We start from the raw sequence: 19,409 nt of genomic DNA, 5'->3' as shown, positions 1-19,409 counted from the left end.
GTATGACGAGTAAAACAACGTATTAGCCCGCATTTTGCGGAATCAAAGTCAATATTATAGGACCATTATGAAGAATTGGAGAACGCTTATTCTGGGACTGATGTTCGCAAGCTCTGCTACGTTGGCTGCGCCACAGCAAATGGATAAAGTGGCTGCGGTTGTCAATAACGGAGTTGTGCTAGAAAGTGACATCCAGAATATGATCAACACCGTTAAGCTGAATGCACAAAACGCACGTCAGCAGATCCCTGATGATCAAACTCTGCGCCATCAAATCCTTGATCGTTTGGTGATGGATAACATCATGCTGCAAATGGCGAGCCAAATGCAGATCAATATCCCTGATGAAGCAGTTACCGCAACTATCGCCGATATTGCCCGTCAAAATGGATTAACACTGGAACAAATGCAACAGCGTTTAACCGCTGATGGCATCAACATGAACCAGTACCGCAGTGAAATTCGCAAAGAAATGCTGATTGCAGAAGTTCGTAATAACGAAGTTCGCCGTCGCGTAACCATTTTGCCACAAGAAGTTGACTCCCTTGCTGAGCAGATGAGTTCACAAGCTAACTATGAAATGGGCGTAAATCTGAGCCACATTTTAATTCCACTACCAGAGAATCCAACACCAGAACAGTTAAAAACCGCGGAAGCGTTAGTGGACAAAATTTTAGCTGACCTGAAAAAAGGCGGTGACTTCGGTAAATTAGCCATAGCTTACTCTGCTGACCCTCAAGCACTCAAAGGCGGAAATATGGGTTGGTCGCGTCTGCAAGAGCTTCCTGTCGTATTTGCTGAACAGCTAAAGAATGCGAAAAAAGGGGATATCGCAGGACCAATCCGTTCAGGTGTCGGTTACCACATTTTACGCGTGAATGATGTCAGTGGTGGTAGCCAACCTATCTCTGTCACTGAGGTAAAAGCACGCCATATCTTGATTAAATCATCTCCAATTATGGATGATGCACAAGCAAGACAAAAACTGAATAAAATTGCCCAAGACATCCGTTCTGGTGCCGTGTCATTTGAAGATGCAGCGAAAGAAAACTCAGAAGACCCAGGCAGTGCATTAAAAGGGGGTGAACTTGGCTGGAATATGCCTGATATTTACGACCCAGCATTCCGCGATGCATTGATGAAACTGAATAAAGGCGAATTAAGCCAACCTGTTCCGTCAAGTTTTGGCTGGCACTTAATTCAGTTAGAAGACACACGCAGTGTAGATAAAACAGACGCTGCGCAAAAAGACCAAGCTTACCGTTTACTGTTCAACCGTAAATTTAACGAAGAAGCGCAAAGCTGGATGCAAGAACAACGTGCTTCCGCTTATGTGAAAATTGTTGATGGTCGCGATAACCAAGCTCAAGATGAAAAATCTAACTAAGCCGATTGTGATTACCCCTGGTGAACCTGCAGGGATTGGCCCAGACTTGCTTATCCAGCTCGCTCAACAGGCATGGCCTGTTGAGCTTGTTGCTTGCGCAGATCCCAACTTATTACTTGAGCGCGCTAAAACATTAAGTTTGCCGCTCACGTTGGGTAAATACGAGCCAAATGACGCACCTAAAGCACACACTGCAGGCCATCTATCCATCATTTCTGTGCCATTAAATGCCTCGGTGAAAGCAGGAGAGCTTAATGTCAACAATGGCAACTATGTGGTTGAAACACTTGCTAGAGCCTGTGATGGTTGCTTAACAGGTGAATTTTCCGCCATTGTGACGGGGCCTGTGCATAAAGGCATTATTAACGATGCTGGTGTTTCTTTTAGTGGGCACACCGAGTTTTTTGCCGATCGTAGTGGCTGTGATCGTGTAGTTATGATGCTGGCAACAGAAGAATTACGCGTTGCCCTTGCAACCACACATCTCCCGCTAAAAGACGTTTCAGCCGCGATTACACAACAAAGCCTCCATGAAGTCATCACCATTTTACATCATGACTTGCAAACTAAGTTTGGCATTGAAAAACCGGTTATCTATGTCTGTGGGCTGAATCCTCATGCAGGAGAAGGCGGTCACATGGGTACAGAAGAGATTGATACCATTGAACCTGCATTGGAAAGTTTACGAGCACAAGGCATCCATTTAGTTGGGCCACTGCCAGCGGATACACTTTTCCAAGCCAAATATTTAGACCACGCTGATGCAGTTTTAGCAATGTATCACGATCAAGGTCTTCCTGTGCTAAAATACCAAGGTTTTGGTAGAGCGGTAAATATTACCCTCGGCCTACCATTTATCCGCACCTCCGTCGACCATGGCACAGCCCTTGAGCTCGCAGGTACGGGTCATGCAGATGCGGGAAGTTTTATCACCGCATTGACATTAGCTATCCAAATGACATCTAAGAATACATGAATAATCGAGTCCATCAGGGGCACTTTGCCCGCAAACGTTTCGGGCAGAACTTTTTAACTGACCAGTTTATTATCGACAGCATCGTTGATGCGATGAACCCTCTGCCAGGTCAATCCATCGTTGAAATCGGCCCCGGTTTAGGCGCACTCACTGAGCCAGTCGGTAGCCGCATTGAAAAAATGACGGTAGTCGAACTTGACCGTGACCTCGCGGCGCGTTTACACGTCCATCCGCAACTCAAAGATAAATTAACGATCATTCAGCAAGATGCCATGACCGTTGATTTTGGTGAATTGGCGAAACAAGCAGGTCAGCCACTGCGTGTGTTTGGTAACCTACCTTACAATATTTCAACACCATTAATGTTTCACCTATTCACATTCACCAACTCCATAGCTGACATGAATTTCATGCTGCAAAAAGAAGTGGTAAACCGTCTGGTGGCAGGCCCTGGCAGTAAAGCCTTTGGTCGCTTGAGTGTAATGGCTCAATATTATTGTCATGTCGTACCTGTACTTGAAGTGCCACCAACAGCGTTTACTCCCGCTCCAAAAGTAGATTCAGCCATTGTCCGCTTGATCCCACACCGTGAGAATCCATATCCTGTTAAAGATATTAAGTTCTTAAGCCGGATCACCACGCAGGCCTTTAATCAACGCCGAAAAACCATCCGTAACAGCCTTGGTGATTTATTTAGCGCTGAAGAATTAACTGAATTAGGCATCGACTTAAGCACCCGTGCCGAAAATATTTCTGTTGAACAGTACTGCAAAATGGCAAACTATCTTTCTAACCGATCAGAATAGAATGTTGAAGGAGGCACTATGCTTAATGAACCGAATGTAAGCATCCAAGTTCAGAGTGTCTATATAGAGAGCCAATCTCAGCCCGATATTGCCAGATATGTGTTTGCTTATACGATTTGCATTCGCAATTTAGGGCGTGATCCTATCCAATTAATGAGCCGCTATTGGCTCATTACTAACAGCGATGGCCATAAAACAGAAGTTCAAGGTGAAGGGGTTGTTGGTGAACAGCCAATTATTCAGCCTGGAACTGAGTATCGTTATACCAGTGGTGCGGTTCTTGAAACGCCAATGGGTACGATGGAGGGCTATTACGTGATGATTAGCACGCAAGGGGATAATTTTCATGTGGATATCCCTGCTTTTCGTCTGGCAATTCCAACACTGATTAATTAATTATGTCGACATATATAGTAGGTGATATTCACGGCTGCTATCGTGAATTACGTGAATTGATGGACAGTGTCAATTTTGACCCGCAACGAGACACACTATGGTTAACAGGTGACTTAGTCGCTCGAGGTGCAGAGTCGCTGCAAGTTTTACGTTATGTCAAAAGTCTAGGTGATTCTGCTCGTTTAGTCTTAGGCAATCACGATCTCCATTTACTTGGGATCTATTGCAAAATTAGCCGCAATAAGCCTAAAGATCATCTTGATGAATTATTGCATGCACCTGATTTGGATGAACTAATCAACTGGTTACGCCGCCAACCATTGCTGCAAATCGATGAAGAGCGGAAAATGGTGATGACCCATGCAGGGATGACACCACAATGGGACATTGAAACAGCCAAAATGTGTGCAAGGGAAGTGGAAGCTGTTCTCTCTAGTGATGCTTACCCTTTATTCATTGACTCAATGTATGGTGACATGCCAAATAATTGGTCTGATAGCTTGATGGGGCTCGCGCGATTACGCTTTAGCACTAATGCACTGACGCGCTTACGCTACTGTTTCCCTAACGGCCAGTTAGATATGATCTGCAAAGAAAATCCGAAAAAAGCCCCTGCGCCTTTAAAACCTTGGTTCGATTTGCCTAGCCAACTTCCTGAAGACTATTCGGTATTTTTTGGTCATTGGGCGTCATTGGAAGGGAAATGCACACCAGATAACGTATATGCAATGGATACAGGTTGTTGCTGGGGGGGGGATTTAACGCTGCTCCACTGGGAAACTAAGCAATACCATCACCAAAAGTCTTACCAAAAGAGTCGCAAAGAATCTTAATTGAATAAAATGCAAAATGGCGCCATTAAGCGCCATTTTTGTATTTGTAATCGATTAAAAATCAATCTCTTTTCGTCAGAATTTCGAAGCAATACCCGTGAGTATTATTTTCATCTGCTTCGTGATATTCCGTAAAGATAGAATCCCACTCATCGGGTTCATATGCAGGGAAATGTGTATCGCCAATCACTTCAGCATCAACATGCGTCAAATAAAGCTTATTGGCTAATGGTAGAAATTGTTGGTAAACCTTACCACCACCAATCACCATTACTTCTTCAACACCCTCTATCGCTTGCGCGGCGGCAAGTGCCTCTTCAATAGAAGTAACCCAAATAACTGTATTGTCCGCACCTGCTGGATGGCTGCTCAGTACGATGTTGACTCGCTGCGGTAAAGGACGCCCAATAGATTCATAGGTCACACGCCCCATAATCACAGGTTTATTTAACGTATTTCGTTTGAACCACGCGAGATCCCCAGGCAAATTCCAAGGCATCGCTTTTTCCATGCCGATAACCTGATCGATCGCCATTGCTGCGATTAAGCTAATATTCATTTACTCACCTTAGAAGCAAAATATAAAAATTGAGCACACTATACGTAAAGAGATTTGCTTCGTCGACTAAATTTAAACTTCCTTAAACAGCTTTGAATCACTTATACTCGAATTGCTAAAATTAAGACTAAAAATAACATTAAAAATCAAAAAAGAGCCTGTTTTCCTCTCTGAAGAGCCAGACATTCAGTAGATAATTGTTAAGCGCCAAAAAAGACCAAAACAGGGCTAAACAAAGAGATATGTATCATGTACGAAACCAGCATTATGGTGGCGACAATCGCCGCATTAGGGATGCTCTCACCAGGGCCCGACTTCTTTCTTATTGTCAAAAATGCCGCCCGTTACCAACGCTCTGCAGCACTCATGACCGCCTTTGGTGTGATTGCAGCCATTGCTTTACATATGTCTTATTGCGTTGCTGGACTTGCGGTATTAATTACCACCACACCATGGCTATTTAATATTTTAAAATATGCAGGTGCCGCTTATTTGGTATGGATAGGCGTTAAAAGCTTATTGCCTCAGTCTAGCAATTTGGCCGATTTGAGTACCACTAAACACGAAATTGTTTCATTTAAAAAAGCATTTATGCAGGGGTTTCTGTGTAATGTATTGAACCCAAAAGCGACGCTATTCTTTCTTGCCGTATTTACCCAAGTGTTGGATATCAATTCAACGTTTGGTGAAAAACTGTGGTTTGCTTTTATTATCTGGGGATTAGCCGTTATTTACTGGCCCATTCTGGTGTTTCTTATCCAAAGTGCTCCTGTCAGAAAAGGGTTGGCGAAAGTGCAAAAATATGTCGATAGAGTACTTGGCGTGATTTTAATTGCCTTCGGAATTCGTGTTGCACTGAGCTAGTTAGCTTAATACATAAAAAAAGCAGGTTCTGAATACAGTACCTGCTTTTTGTTTTGCCTATTAATAATTAGTATTGCATCGCTTCTTGTGGTGCAACTACCATCTGACCAACTGAGCCTAGATCCGCTTTTTCCAAGTTTTGGCTATAAAATAAAAATGGAAAATGGTTGTAGGATGGTTGCATCATTTGTACTAATAATTCAGTACGGCCATTCACCCAAACGGTATCTTTCCAACCGTAATCTTCAGGTGGCGTAGGTTGCCCATTCCGATTAATAATTTTAAAGCGTACACCCTCAATATGAAATGCTTGAGGTTCATTTGTGGTGACAATCCAACGCTCCCAATTTCCTTGGCGGCTGGTAATATCCACACGACGGGTATCAATGGCTGCATTATTAATACCAAAACCATCATTAAGGTGAATGTCTCTTTGTGTAATACTGGAGGTAACTTGCGTCTTATCTTCCGTCAATTGCGTTGGCAAACCATCGGTTACCAATGACATCAAACCTGTCGCTTTAATGGTCAACACATTCGTCGAAATTAAGCTATTCGAAGGCTCAAACAATCCTTTTAATCTATCCATAAACGTAGCAGATTCGCCAGCAGTAATACTCAGTTCCTGCGTTTTAGCCATATCAATTAATACTTCACGCCTTTCACCTGGTGCAAGAGGTAACTCTTGAACATTCACTGGAACCGTTAATAACCCTTGATCCGAGGCAATCATCGCAAATGGGCGACCATCACTGATTTTCATTACATAATTACGTGAATTTGATGCATTTAATAACCTTAAGCGTACCCAGCCGCGAGATACTTCAATATAGGGGTTTTGTACACCATTGACTAATAATGTATCCCCGAGGAAACCATTTTCATTGGCTTTATATTCAGGAACACCAAAGTTATCCAATCGTTTGTCTTGAATGATCACTGGAAAATCATCTACGCCATAATGGTTAGGTAAACGAAGGTTTTTTGTAACATCATCTTCGATAATCCACATACCCAACAACCCATTATGGATTTGCTGCCCCATTTTTCCTTGCGTATTTGCATGGTACCAAAGCGTCGCCGCATTTTGGCGAATTGGGATCACTGGAGACCAATCCGCATTAGGGGAGATTAACCTTGCTGCACCACCAATTTGTGTGCCAGGTATCTGCAGCCCACTGACGGTCATTGAAACCGCTTCGGGTAAACGATTGCTGTATATTAACTTGATATCATCGCCATTTTTGACTTTCACCGTCGGGCCTGGGGAAGAACCATTTATCCCCCATACATCCGCAGAATATTTTCCATCAAAAGACCAATGAACTTTTTGTAGTGTTAAAAAAAGCGGCTGTCCAGACCGAGATTCTAACAGTGGAGGAACAGGCAATGCCGTTTCACCTTCGGCACTCGCATTAATTGGCGCATAAAACACACACAGAGCCACCCCTACCGCTACTAGGGTTTGGCATCGATTGAATGACATAAATTCTCCGCTAAACAAACATTCCAGCGCATTTTATTTTTTAATATTCGAGATTTTCAGCCTATGAATTGGCTAATTTTAGATTGGCGCTAGTAATAATACGACTTAGAGACAACAATTTGTTACTTCGCTAATTTTGTGAGCCATGATATCGCGAAAAAAGATTAAATTCTAAAAATATCTTTCTAATATATAAAAATTTAATTAATAGAATTATAAATTGTGTGGTTTATTAATTAGGGATGAATATATGGCAAAGAAATGGTTATTGGCTTGATGTTAGTTGGTATACACAGATAAAACTAAGGGCAATGGTTTCCATCGCCCTTTATATATCATCCAATTAATTTATTACGGTTTTTTAGCTTGCTTATTCATTTCTTCCACTTCTAAATCAAGCTCTTTGATTTTAGCTTCCATCAATGAATGACAATACTCCGATAACTCCCTAACTTGATCACGGCTATAGGCTGAGGTATCGATAGGCTCTAGCATCTCAATAATAACATTGCCATTGTTCCAGCGATTTAGCTTAATTTTGCCCTGTGTACTAGATACACACACGGGAACAATCGGCACTCCCGCTGCTATAGCGGCATGGAAAGCCCCCGTTTTGAATGGGAGTAAACCGCGGCCACGGCTGCGTGTTCCTTCGGGGAACATCCACACTGAAATCTTACGTTTTTTGATTTGGTTTGCCACTTGAGAGATTGTGTTATGCGCTTTCGAACGATTCGCACGATCAATCAAAATATTCCCCGTGATCCAATATAAAAAACCAAAGAAAGGGATGAACACCAAGCTCTTTTTACCAACTGTGACTGTTCTAGGCAACACACCATTCGACATCGTGACCATATCGTAGTTGTTTTGGTGGTTACCAATATAAATACTTGGACCATAGCCTTTCGCCTTTTTAGGCACGCGGTTGATAACTTTTATACCAAAAACAACGGATAAGCGCCCAAACATATGACCGAATGTCATCACGTGTTTTGGATTACGTGGGCTGAATAAGCAATAAATGCCACCGCCCACACAAACGAGGATGGTGTAGATAATAACAATAATCGCTCTAATAAGCGCTAACATACTAACCCCAAATTAGCGGAGCCTCAGCGCCCCGCGATGAATTTTAACCTTCGGTGCCAAATACAATGCCTTGATAGGGCACCCATCAAACTTATTGTTATACCTTATCTACAGGTTCGATATCGATACGCTCGATATTGTGCATTCCACGAGGCAAGGATGTCCCTTTACGGCCACGCTCCGAACGGTATTTCTGTAGATCTTCGGCTTTAAATTTCAGTTTTCGTTTACCAAAATGCAGCGTCATTGAAGCACCAACAGGTAAAAGCATCAACCATGTTAATACATCTTCACCACTTGCCGCTTGTGCGCCCGCAATATTGATAATTTTATTCCCTTTACCTTTTGAAAGCTGAGGCAAATCTGCCACAGGGAATATTAACATACGCCCTGCTTTCGTGATTGCCAATAACAAGTCTTCTTGCTCGTTATTTAGCTCAATCGGTGCCAATACTTTGGCATTTTCAGGTAATGAAATCAGTGCCTTACCAGATTTGTTTTTTGTCACTAAATCATTAAATGTGCAAATAAATCCATAACCCGCATCTGATGCCATCAAGTATTTTTGCTCTTCTGGCGCCATTAAGACGTGCTCAATCGTTGCGCCTGGTGGCAACGTTAATTTACCCGTAAGAGGCTCACCTTGGCTACGCGCAGATGGCAATTCCAGAGGATCAACCGAATAGCTACGCCCAGTGGTATCAAGGAATACTGCAGCTTGGTTTGATTTACCGCGGGCAGCACCTTTAAAACCATCACCCGCTTTATAGTTCAGGTTGGTTGGCTCAATATCATGGCCTTTCGCACTGCGCACCCAACCCATATCAGACAGCACAACTGTAATCGGCTCTGATGGCAGGATTTCATGTTCGCTCATCGCTTTCGCTTCTTCACGCTCTTGGAGTGGAGAGCGACGGTCATCACCATAAGCTTTCGCATCAGCCTGAATTTCTTTTCTAATTAACGTATTCAAACGACGCTCTGAACCTAAAATCGCTTGTAACTCATCACGCTCTTTCGCTAATTCGTCTTGTTCACCACGGATTTTCATCTCTTCCAGTTTGGCTAAATGACGTAATTTTAGCTCTAAGATAGCCTCTGCTTGTGTGTCCGAAATATTAAAGCGAGACATCAACACAGGTTTGGGCTCATCTTCAGTACGAATGATTTCAATAACTTCATCAATGTTTAGATAAGCAATTAATAAACCGTCTAAAATATGTAGGCGTCTTAAGACTTTGTCTAAACGATGGTTCAAGCGGTTACGTACAGTTTGACGACGATAAGTAATCCACTCCGTTAGTATCTCAACCAAGCCTTTCACCGCAGGGCGGTTATCTAAACCAATCATGTTGAGGTTAACGCGGTAGCTTCTTTCTAAATCCGTTGTCGCAAATAAGTGGGTCATCACTTGTTCAAGGTCAACCCGATTACTGCGTGGAACAATCACTAAACGAGTTGGATTTTCATGATCAGATTCATCACGTAAATCTTCCACCATCGGCAATTTCTTCGCACGCATTTGGCTAGCGATTTGCTCAAGAACTTTGGCTCCCGAAACCTGATGAGGTAATGCTGTAATGACCGCATTGCCATCTTCTTTTTCCCACACTGCACGCATGCGTACTGAGCCACGGCCGTTTTGATAGATTTTACGAATATCTTCACGGGAAGAGATAATTTCGGCTTCTGTTGGGAAATCTGGGCCTGGTATATACCCCATGATCTCATCAAGATTCAGGGTCGGTTTTTCCAGTAAGGCGACCAAAGCTTCCGCCACTTCACGGGCATTGTGTGGTGGAATATCCGTTGCCATCCCGACCGCAATACCCGTTGTCCCATTTAACAAAATATTGGGTAAACGTGCAGGCAACATTTTCGGCTCGTTCATCGTGCCGTCAAAGTTGGGTACCCAGTCAACAGTACCGTGACCTAACTCGCTAAGTAATACTTCTGCGTATTTAGATAAACGTGATTCCGTATAACGCATCGCGGCGAATGATTTTGGATCATCTGGAGCCCCCCAGTTTCCTTGCCCATCCACTAATGGATAGCGATAAGAAAACGGCTGCGCCATCAACACCATTGCTTCATAACACGCACTATCACCATGTGGGTGATATTTACCTAACACATCACCGACGGTTCTCGCCGATTTTTTGTATTTTGCACTATTACTGAGGCCAAGTTCCGACATCGCATACACAATACGACGCTGAACAGGTTTTAACCCATCACCAATAAATGGCAACGCCCTATCCATAATGACGTACATCGAATAGTTTAGGTAGGCTCTTTCAGTAAAAGCATGAAGCGGTAAACGCTCCACACCATCATGAGTAATTTCACTCATTCAATTCGTTCCTTACTCTTTTTATCGCAGGATGTTAGACATCAATTTCAGCCATATCGCCTTTTTCTTGCAGCCAATTACGGCGATCTTCTGAACGTTTTTTTGCCAAAAGCATGTCCATAACTGCAAGGGTTTCTTGGTAGTTTTCATCATCGATGATCAACTGAACAAGGCGACGAGTATTGGGATCCAACGTGGTTTCACGCAATTGCAGTGGGTTCATTTCCCCCAGCCCTTTAAAGCGCTGAACGTTTGGTTTCCCACGTTTACGGCTTAACCTGTCGAGAACCGCATTTTTTTCGCTTTCGTCTAATGCGTAAAAGGTTTCTTTGCCTAAATCGATACGATACAACGGCGGCATTGCCATATACACATGCCCCGCTTTCACTAACGTTGGGAAATGGCGTACAAATAACGCACACAATAATGTGGCGATATGCAAACCATCCGAGTCCGCATCCGCAAGGATACACACTTTGCCATAGCGTAGCTGACTTAAATCTTCACTGTCAGGGTCGATACCAATCGCCACCGAAATATCATGAACTTCCTGTGAAGCTAGTACTTCATCAGAAGAGACTTCCCATGTATTCAGTATCTTACCGCGAAGTGGCATAATCGCTTGATATTCACGATCACGGGCTTGCTTCGCTGAGCCCCCTGCCGAATCCCCCTCAACAAGGAACAACTCTGTCATACTTAAATCTTGCGAGCTACAATCCGCCAGCTTACCTGGTAATGCAGGGCCGCTTGTCAGCTTTTTACGCACCACTTTTTTCGCAGCACGCATCCGACGTTGGGCGCTTGAAATCGCCATTTCTGCAAGTTGCTCGGCAATTTGCACATTTTGGTTTAACCACAGACTAAAGGCGTCTTTGACCACCCCAGAAACAAAAGCAGCACATTGGCGTGAAGACAAACGCTCTTTGGTTTGCCCCGCAAATTGTGGGTCTTGCATCTTAACTGAAAGCACATAAGTACAGCGCTCCCAGATATCATCCGCAGATAATTTTATACCACGAGGCAGGATATTACGGAATTCACAGAATTCACGCATCGCATCAAGCAAGCCTTGGCGCAACCCATTTACGTGAGTACCGCCTTGTGCTGTTGGAATCAAGTTCACGTAGCTTTCAGTGAGTAGCTCACCACCTTCTGGTAGCCATAATAGTGCCCATTGCGCCGCTTCCGTTTCACTGGAAAACTCGCCAGTAAAGGGTTTTTCTGGCAAGGTTTCTAAGCCATCAACGGATTCCATCAAATAATCCGTTAACCCATCACTGTAGCACCAGCTTTGCTCTGTATTATTGAGCTGATCCTTAAACGTGATTTTCACGCCAGGGCATAAAACCGCTTTGGCTTTTAAGTTATGAGTTAGACGAGAAACTGAAAATTTCGGGCTATCAAAATAGCTTCCATCAGGCCAAAAATGCACGCTGGTACCTGTATTACGCTTCCCACAAGTACCAATTACATGCAAATCTTCGACTTTATCACCATTTTCAAAGGCGATTTGGTAAACTTGGCTATCACGGCGCACAGTCACTTCAATACGTTTTGATAACGCATTGACGACGGAAATACCCACACCATGCAAACCACCTGAAAATTGGTAGTTTTTATTAGAGAATTTTCCTCCTGCGTGCAACTGACCTAAAATCAATTCAACTGCGGAGACTTTCATTTCTGGGTGAATGTCGACTGGCATTCCGCGCCCGTCATCAATCACTTCAAGGGATTGATCTGCGTATAAAATAACTTCAATGTGCCCCGCGTGCCCAGCAAGCGCTTCGTCGACACTATTATCAATTACTTCTTGAGCCAAATGGTTCGGCCGCGAGGTATCAGTATACATCCCCGGACGACGGCGAACAGGCTCCAAACCACTGAGGACTTCAATAGCCTCTGCGTTATAACTAGATTGAGTCATGTTGTCATTCTGCGGTAATTGGTGGTTAATTGAACTATTCAATCAGTGAGTTACTGGTGATAATAACAGTGTTCATGCGTTTTAGCACTATTTCTCTACTAATTGAAGAAAATGGACAATTTGAGAAAAGTAAGCGTCAAAACCAGTAAAGGCATGATTACCGTCAGGTTCCACAGTCTGTTTACACTTTGAAAGATAGGTAACAGCTTCGTGATAATCAAGTACTTCGTCACCCATTTGTTGTAACAGCCAAATTCGATGAGATGCAGAAAGCTGTTCAATATGCAGTGATTTTAGCTCGCCAATATGTTTTGGTTCCAGAACATATTGTTCATGAGTATAGGGATTAATATTGACACCCAAATAGTCTTTCAGCAAGTCAAACGGGCGTACAGCAGGGTTGACTACCACTGCGGGAAGGTGATAACGCTCTGAAAACCAAATTGAAAAATAACCGCCAAGCGATGAGCCAACTAAACCAATGCGCTCATGACGATGCTGTTGAATAATCTCATCCAACATCGCTTCGGCTTGCGCAGGGAAATTGGGTAATTGAGGAACAATCATATCAATGTGTGGATAATTGACCTCAATCCATTGTTTTAAGTGAGTCGCTTTTGCCGATAAAGGCGAGCTATTAAAGCCATGAATGTAAAGTAACGTGGCCATAGTGAATTAATAACCGTCTGAGTCTAGATCAGGGCTAAACTCACGTGTCTCTAAGCGATGCACCGTTGTCGTAATATGCCTTTGCCCTTTTTCGTTCACGCTTAATTCAAGGTATCGCCAACCAGGCGCAACAGTATCTAATGCAAAGTTCGTACAGTGCGGCTTAAATTGCACGCAAGTCGATGGGGTCGCTAATAAACGAATTCCATGCCAATTTTCATCCATTTCCTGATGAATGTGCCCGCAAAGCATCGCTTTCACGTTCGGATAATTTTTTAAATAATCCGCTAAGATATGTGAGTTTCTTAAACTGTGCTGATCAAGCCATGTACAGCCCGATGGCAGAGGGTGATGATGCAGCATCACTAATGTAGTGCGTTGTGGTTCCGCATCTAAACTCACTTTCATCCATTCCAATTGCTGCTCAGAAAGCTCTCCGTGAGGGACGTCTTGCAATTGGCTGTCCAGCATAAGAATTTGCCACTCGTCACCAATCAAGATTTGCTTCGCACTCGAAATCCCAGCCACTCGCAGGCTTTCGACCATTGCAGGAGGATAATCGTGATTTCCAGGGAGCCAAACACAAGGTGCAGGAATACGTTCGATGCCTTTTGCAAAGTGTTGATAAGCTTTTGGTGATTGGTCTTGAACCAAATCCCCTGTCGCAACGATCAAGTCAATTGGGAGATTTTGTGCTGCGATAGCATCAAGTACCGCCTGATAGCTTCGATACGTATTTACACCTAAAAGGGTATTTTCTGTATCAGCAAACAGATGCGTATCAGTAACCTGTAAAATTCTCACTACATTAGAGTGCTTTGCAGTCACTTCAAGCTGGCTATCCAAAAGTCTTCCTTTTCCATAAATATTGTTTATGCCTAATCTATTCTATTCATTACAACTATACAAAAACTCAACACACTTGCAATTCACCTATCTAACTTATGAATTCTTTTCATAACACCCTAAAACAACACGCTGAATTACGCTAAATAATTCAAATTACAAGAAGGCGGCAATCGGAGCTATCCCAAGGAGCATACATAAGTATGTGACTTGGGTTGCACAGTGCAGCCAACACACTTGCAGCTTGCTGTAAAACCTAACTTATTACACGTATTGAACAACTACGCGCCCTAGCAATGCACTGAATTACTCTAAATAATTCGAGTTGCAAGAAGGCGGCAAGCTAAGCAAGCCCAAGGAGCATACAATTAAGTATGTGACTTGGATTGCGCAGTGTAGCCAACACACTTGCAGCTTGAAGTATGACGAGTAATTGAAGTATGACGAGTAATTAGTTAAATATCTGCTAATCAGCACACACTTCACTAGATTAATTGTTCTTTAAGATAGTTTCATCCATTTTTCATTAAGTTTTTGATAGTTGAGCTGTAGCCACTGAATGGCAATGACTGTTGCTGCATTATCAATTGTGCCATTTTCTACCCACTGGTATGCCTTTTCTCTACTAATAACGTGAACTTTGATATCTTCGTTTTCTGAGGCTAAACCGTGGATACCTTCAGCTTGAGTGCTATCGACTTCGCCAACAAATACGTGCATGCGCTCTGTTGTCCCGCCAGGGCTTGAAAGGTAGCTGAGCGCTTTTTCCGCATGGCGGATCTCAAGGCCCGCTTCTTCTATTGCTTCACGGCGAATGACCTCTTCTGGGGATTCATTTTCTTCAATCATCCCTGCTACGGCCTCGAGCAACCACGGCGTTTCGCTGGTTTCTATTGCTGGAAAGCGAATTTGTTCAATTAGCACAACATTATCGGTTTGCGGATCATAGGGTAAAACAACACCCGCGTGACCACGTTCAAAAACTTCACGGCAAATTTCGTTACTCCATCCACCAGCAAACAATTTGTGGCGAAATCGGTATTCCATCATTTGAAAAAAACCGTTAAATAATTTACGCTTGGATATAATTTCAACATCATTTTTGCCATATTTAATTGGCTGTTCTATTTTATTTGTCATTGCATTCTCCAAACCCACTGATTTCCATCTTAAGGAAATAATTGTGGATTAAAACTGTTTTTAAGGTTTTTTAACCTCAGATGAGGTAATGTTTAATAAAATTGAGACAAAATGGCACAAAAGGCTACCGTGAATTCAAACGAACCTCTGCTACAATAAGCGCCATTATTCAAATCTAAGAGCAACATAGGGTCTGTTTTTTTATGATTGTCTCTAAAACGCATATTTTTATATCAAAGGCCTCAATTAGGCATGGTACGTTTTAGGCAACAGGCTCAACTTAATTTGCTGTTTAATCAAGGAATCAAAATGAAGAAACTGCTTCCCCTTTTAATTGCGATGAGTTTTGTGGGTCTCAGTACCAATAGCTACGCAGACGATTTACTGCAGGTTTACCAAAAATCGAAAGAAAGTAACCCTGAGTTAAGAAAATCATTAGCTGAGCGTAATCAAGCTTTTGAAAAAATTAATGAAGCTCGCAGCCCATTATTACCTCAATTAGGTTTAGGCGCAGGGGCAAGTTACGGTAGTGGTTACCGCGATGCGAATAACACCGAAAGTACCGGTTTAAATGCATCACTGAAATTAACGCAAACTGTTTTTGACATGTCGAAATGGCGTCAACTGACGATTCAAGAAAAAACGGCTGGGATTTCTGATGTCACTTACCAGACTAGCCAGCAACAATTAATTTTAGATACCGCAACTGCTTACTTTAACGTTTTAAAAGCAATTGACGCGCTATCTTATATTGAAGCCAATAAAGAAGCGGTTTACCGCCAATTAGACCAAGTTACTCAACGTTTTAACGTTGGCCTTGTGGCGATTACTGACGTGCAAAACGCCCGTGCAAACTACGATAGCGTTATCGCACAAGAAGTTGCAGGTCGTAACGACTTAGAAAATGCGATTGAAAAACTGCGTCAAGTCAGCGGTGTATACTATAACCAACTGGCATCTTTAAATATCGAGCGCTTTAAAACCACTGAGTTGGGCGACATCAACGCTATCTTAAAAGAAGCAGAAGAGCGCAACCTTAGCTTATTAAGTGCACGTTTGGCTCAAGACGTTTCTCGTGAAAATATCCGTTTAGCAGAAACAGGCCATATGCCAACGGTGAGTCTTGATGCATCAACCGCAGTAACCAATACCTATAACCATGGTAGTGGTTACAACAATAGCTTAACAGGTAAAGGTGCAAGCAACAGTTATAATGGGCAAAACAGCATTGGCTTAAACTTAAGCATTCCTTTATACACGGGTGGTGCAACGAGTTCACAAGTTGAACAAGCACAATACGGTTTCCAAGGTGCGAGTGAGCAACTGGAAAGTGTTTACCGTAACGTGGTTCAGTTAGTTCGTTCATCATTTAATAACGTCTCTTCATCTATCAGTAGCATCAATGCATACAAACAAGTGGTTGTGTCTGCACAAAGCTCATTAGATGCGATGGAAGCAGGTTACCAAGTGGGTACACGTACAATTGTTGACGTATTAACATCAACAACTGCGCTGTACCAAGCGAAGCAAAATCTGTCTAACGCACGTTATGACTATATGATTAACCAACTGAATATTGAATTTGCTCGCGGCACATTAAACGAAGATGACATTGCACGCTTAAATGCTAACTTAGGTAAAGAAATTTCCACTGAGCCAAGCAGCATTATCCGTAATACCAATGCCCCTAAAATTAAATAATTTGATCGTTTAGTTTTAGATAAATAGAATGACCCGCTGTTTTGGCGGGTTATTTTTTATCAAAGCATAAAGAAAACCCTCTAAATCACTCGTTTTACTTCAATTGAATCAGTTAAAACAGTTTTCCCTTCCCTCACTTATAAAATTCAGTTAATTCTCACTTTAGTTATTATTAAATAGCTCAAAAAACAAGCTTAAATTAATTCATTGATATTCAATGGAAATACTCCATTTCTTTTTCAGTTTTAATCAACCTTTCCTCAAAAAAGAGAAGAAAGTTACAAAAATGATAATTTCAATCTATTTCCTCTATATTTCTGCTTTAATTTTCAGCGTTTATCCCCTATCCTAGAGGTAACTTATAAAACATCTTACTTAAATTTTATTCAGGGTAATTACCATGACCATGAAGCGTACTAAAGATATTAATCAAAACGCCTTCCGCAAGTCTTGGCGTTCATACCGTTTAGCGCCTGTTGCTGTTGCTGTCAGTGCCGTATTTATGCTTTCTGCCTGTGAAGAAAGCGATGAAACGGTATCTCTGTATACCAATGCACAAGATTGTAGCCAAGCGAACCCATCTCAAGCAGAACAGTGCACATTGGCTTATAACAATGCATTACAAGAAGCGGCAAAAACTGCACCTAAATATGCAACACAAGCTGACTGTATTGCTGAATTTGGTGAGTCTATGTGTACTCAAGCCCCTGCCCAAGCAGGTCTTGCAGGTACAAGTTCAACCAATGGCGAGCAAACTGCACAAGCACAAAGCAGCGGCGGCAGCATGTGGATGCCATTAATGATGGGTTATATGATGGGTCGTATGATGGGCGGTAGCGCAGCATCTCAGCCGTTGTTTAGCTCGAAAAACCCAGCAAGTCCTGCAAACGGCAAATTTGTCGATGCATCAGGTAAAAGCTATGGCCCTGCGGTTGCAGGTGGTCGTTCAATGAGCGTACCAAAAACCGCAATGGCACCAAAGCCACCGACCACATCAACCGTCACTCGTGGTGGTTTTGGTGACACTGTTAATAAACAAGCGATGGCACAACGTTCGTCTTCATCTGCAAAATCAACTTCTTCTTCCCGCTCAATGGGTGGTTGATCAGTAATGAAACGAGTTCCCATTGTTGAGCGCCCAAATTGGCGCGAAAAAGCCTCCGAGTTTGGTTTTGAATTTCACACCATGTACGGCGAGCCGTACTGGTCTGAAGATGCGTATTATCAATTCACTATGGCACAGATCGAAGAGATTGAAGATGCAACCGCTGAACTGCATCAAATGTGCCTAAAAGTGGTTGAGCGTGTTATTGAAAGTGATGAATTACTCGCACGTTTTCAAATTCCTAAGCACTGCTGGGAATTTGTTCGTAGTTCTTGGAAAAGTGAGCAGCCTTCACTGTATTCAAGGCTTGATCTTGCCTACGACGGAGTTAATCCTCCTAAGTTACTGGAAAATAACGCAGACACGCCAACGTCTTTATATGAATCTGCATTCTTCCAATGGATCTGGTTAGAAGATCAAATTGAAGCCGGTAAGCTGCCTGAAAATGCGGATCAATTTAACAGCATTCAAGAACAGTTGATCGAGCGTTTTACTCAGCTTAAAGATCAACACGGTTTCCGTTTGCTGCATATGTCTTGCTGTCGTGATACAGAAGAAGACCGTGGCACAGTACAATATTTACAAGACTGTGCCAACGAAGCGGGGGTTGCTACCGAGTTCTTATATATCGATGAAATCGGTTTAGGTGAAAGAGGCGAATTCACTGATACGCAAGATCAGGTTATCAGTAATCTGTTTAAGCTGTATCCATGGGAATTTATGCTGCGTGAAATTTTTTCTACCAAACTGCAAGATGCTGGTGTTCGCTGGTTAGAGCCTGCATGGAAGAGCATTATTTCAAACAAAGCATTGCTGCCGATGTTATGGGAAATGTTCCCAGATCATCCTAACCTACTCCCAGCCTATTTTGCGGATGGTAAAACGCAGCCAGAGCTCGATAAGTACGTGATTAAACCACTATTTTCCCGTGAAGGTGCTAATATCCGTATTATTGAAAATGGCAAAGAAATTGCCGCTGCGGATGGCCCATATGGTGAAGAAGGGATGATTATTCAACAATTCCACCCATTACCGAAATTTGAAGGTAGCTATACCTTAGTCGGGAGTTGGTTGGTAAATGATCAACCTGCTGGAATTTGTATTCGTGAAGATAAAGAGCTGATCACCCAAGATCTGTCCCGCTTTTATCCACATACGATCATAGACTGATCAATAGCTAGATCACAAAAGCCCAAGCAATTGATTTTGTTTGGGCTTTTTTATGTCTTAAAAAAATATGACAACCTAAAATATCCGTACGGTTGG

Annotated in this window: 17 protein-coding genes; 9 read left to right on the top strand and 8 right to left on the bottom strand. The window is 42.6% G+C overall.

Annotated elements, in window-relative coordinates; all coding sequences use genetic code 11:
- Positions 1-34: 34 nt before the first annotated feature.
- The 5 genes from surA to apaH are packed head-to-tail and all read left to right on the top strand — an operon-like array spanning position 35 to position 4,398.
- Positions 35-1,387 carry a peptidylprolyl isomerase SurA gene (surA, locus tag PR808_RS20465; RefSeq protein ID WP_272516392.1) on the top strand — a complete coding sequence of 451 codons (1,353 nt, stop codon included), beginning with the start codon at positions 35-37 and terminating at the stop codon, positions 1,385-1,387.
- Complete coding sequence (gene pdxA / locus PR808_RS20460) at positions 1,371-2,363, top strand: 4-hydroxythreonine-4-phosphate dehydrogenase PdxA (RefSeq protein WP_272539986.1); 993 nt, start codon at positions 1,371-1,373, stop codon at positions 2,361-2,363. Before surA ends, pdxA begins: the two co-directional genes overlap by 17 nt.
- Positions 2,360-3,169 (top strand): 16S rRNA (adenine(1518)-N(6)/adenine(1519)-N(6))-dimethyltransferase RsmA, encoded by an 810-nt coding sequence (rsmA, locus tag PR808_RS20455; RefSeq protein ID WP_206083707.1) that lies wholly within the window; start codon positions 2,360-2,362, stop codon positions 3,167-3,169. Before pdxA ends, rsmA begins: the two co-directional genes overlap by 4 nt.
- An 18-nt stretch (positions 3,170-3,187) precedes the next feature.
- Positions 3,188-3,565 (top strand): Co2+/Mg2+ efflux protein ApaG, encoded by a 378-nt coding sequence (gene apaG / locus PR808_RS20450; RefSeq protein WP_047755704.1) that lies wholly within the window; start codon positions 3,188-3,190, stop codon positions 3,563-3,565.
- 2 nt (positions 3,566-3,567) lie between these two features.
- Positions 3,568-4,398 carry a bis(5'-nucleosyl)-tetraphosphatase (symmetrical) ApaH gene (gene apaH / locus PR808_RS20445; RefSeq protein WP_272539985.1) on the top strand — a complete coding sequence of 277 codons (831 nt, stop codon included), beginning with the start codon at positions 3,568-3,570 and terminating at the stop codon, positions 4,396-4,398.
- Positions 4,399-4,459: 61 nt separating this feature from the next.
- Here the strand turns inward: apaH and folA are convergent, their stop codons facing one another.
- A complete protein-coding gene (folA, locus tag PR808_RS20440) occupies positions 4,460-4,957 on the bottom strand; it encodes a type 3 dihydrofolate reductase (RefSeq protein WP_225818420.1) in 498 nt (165 codons plus the stop codon).
- Between the two features lie 249 nt (positions 4,958-5,206).
- Here folA and PR808_RS20435 point away from each other — a divergent pair, with 249 nt between their 5' ends.
- Positions 5,207-5,821, top strand: coding sequence for a LysE family translocator (locus PR808_RS20435; protein WP_206083704.1), 615 nt, complete (start codon positions 5,207-5,209; stop codon positions 5,819-5,821).
- A 67-nt stretch (positions 5,822-5,888) separates the two neighbouring features.
- Here the strand turns inward: PR808_RS20435 and ftsP are convergent, their stop codons facing one another.
- From ftsP to nudF, 7 genes are all read right to left on the bottom strand, one after another.
- Positions 5,889-7,307 carry a cell division protein FtsP gene (gene ftsP, locus PR808_RS20430; protein ID WP_272539984.1) on the bottom strand — a complete coding sequence of 473 codons (1,419 nt, stop codon included), beginning with the start codon at positions 7,305-7,307 and terminating at the stop codon, positions 5,889-5,891.
- 351 nt (positions 7,308-7,658) lie between these two features.
- Complete coding sequence (locus PR808_RS20425; protein ID WP_206083702.1) at positions 7,659-8,399, bottom strand: 1-acylglycerol-3-phosphate O-acyltransferase; 741 nt, start codon at positions 8,397-8,399, stop codon at positions 7,659-7,661.
- A 97-nt stretch (positions 8,400-8,496) separates the two neighbouring features.
- Positions 8,497-10,752: a DNA topoisomerase IV subunit A gene (parC, locus tag PR808_RS20420; protein ID WP_272539983.1), complete on the bottom strand. Its 2,256-nt coding sequence runs from the start codon at positions 10,750-10,752 to the stop codon at positions 8,497-8,499.
- Positions 10,753-10,786: 34 nt separating this feature from the next.
- Positions 10,787-12,682 carry a DNA topoisomerase IV subunit B gene (gene parE / locus PR808_RS20415; protein WP_206083700.1) on the bottom strand — a complete coding sequence of 632 codons (1,896 nt, stop codon included), beginning with the start codon at positions 12,680-12,682 and terminating at the stop codon, positions 10,787-10,789.
- 87 nt (positions 12,683-12,769) lie between these two features.
- On the bottom strand, positions 12,770-13,351 hold the full coding sequence (gene yqiA, locus PR808_RS20410) for an esterase YqiA (protein ID WP_206083699.1): 582 nt from the start codon (positions 13,349-13,351) through the stop codon (positions 12,770-12,772).
- Between the two features lie 6 nt (positions 13,352-13,357).
- The gene (gene cpdA, locus PR808_RS20405; protein WP_272539982.1) at positions 13,358-14,197 is read right to left on the bottom strand and encodes a 3',5'-cyclic-AMP phosphodiesterase; all 840 of its coding nucleotides are present in this window, start codon (positions 14,195-14,197) and stop codon (positions 13,358-13,360) included.
- A 501-nt stretch (positions 14,198-14,698) separates the two neighbouring features.
- On the bottom strand, positions 14,699-15,337 hold the full coding sequence (gene nudF / locus PR808_RS20400) for an ADP-ribose diphosphatase (protein WP_206083697.1): 639 nt from the start codon (positions 15,335-15,337) through the stop codon (positions 14,699-14,701).
- A 309-nt stretch (positions 15,338-15,646) separates the two neighbouring features.
- Between nudF and tolC the strand changes: the two genes are divergently transcribed.
- The 3 genes from tolC (at position 15,647) to PR808_RS20385 (ending at position 19,313) form a co-directional block, all read left to right on the top strand.
- Positions 15,647-17,038: an outer membrane channel protein TolC gene (gene tolC, locus PR808_RS20395; protein ID WP_206083696.1), complete on the top strand. Its 1,392-nt coding sequence runs from the start codon at positions 15,647-15,649 to the stop codon at positions 17,036-17,038.
- 400 nt (positions 17,039-17,438) lie between these two features.
- Positions 17,439-18,143, top strand: coding sequence for a DUF1190 family protein (locus PR808_RS20390; protein WP_047755625.1), 705 nt, complete (start codon positions 17,439-17,441; stop codon positions 18,141-18,143).
- Positions 18,144-18,149: 6 nt separating this feature from the next.
- Entirely contained in the window at positions 18,150-19,313 is a 1,164-nt protein-coding gene (locus tag PR808_RS20385; protein ID WP_206083695.1) for a glutathionylspermidine synthase family protein, read from the top strand.
- The last annotated feature ends 96 nt before the right edge of the window (positions 19,314-19,409 follow it).

It is taken from the genome of Providencia sp. PROV197, from assembly GCF_028479625.1.
Lineage (GTDB): Bacteria > Pseudomonadota > Gammaproteobacteria > Enterobacterales > Enterobacteriaceae > Providencia > Providencia vermicola.
The sequence above is the reverse complement of the archived record's forward strand: the minus strand, read 5'-3'. Positions and strand labels throughout refer to the sequence as shown.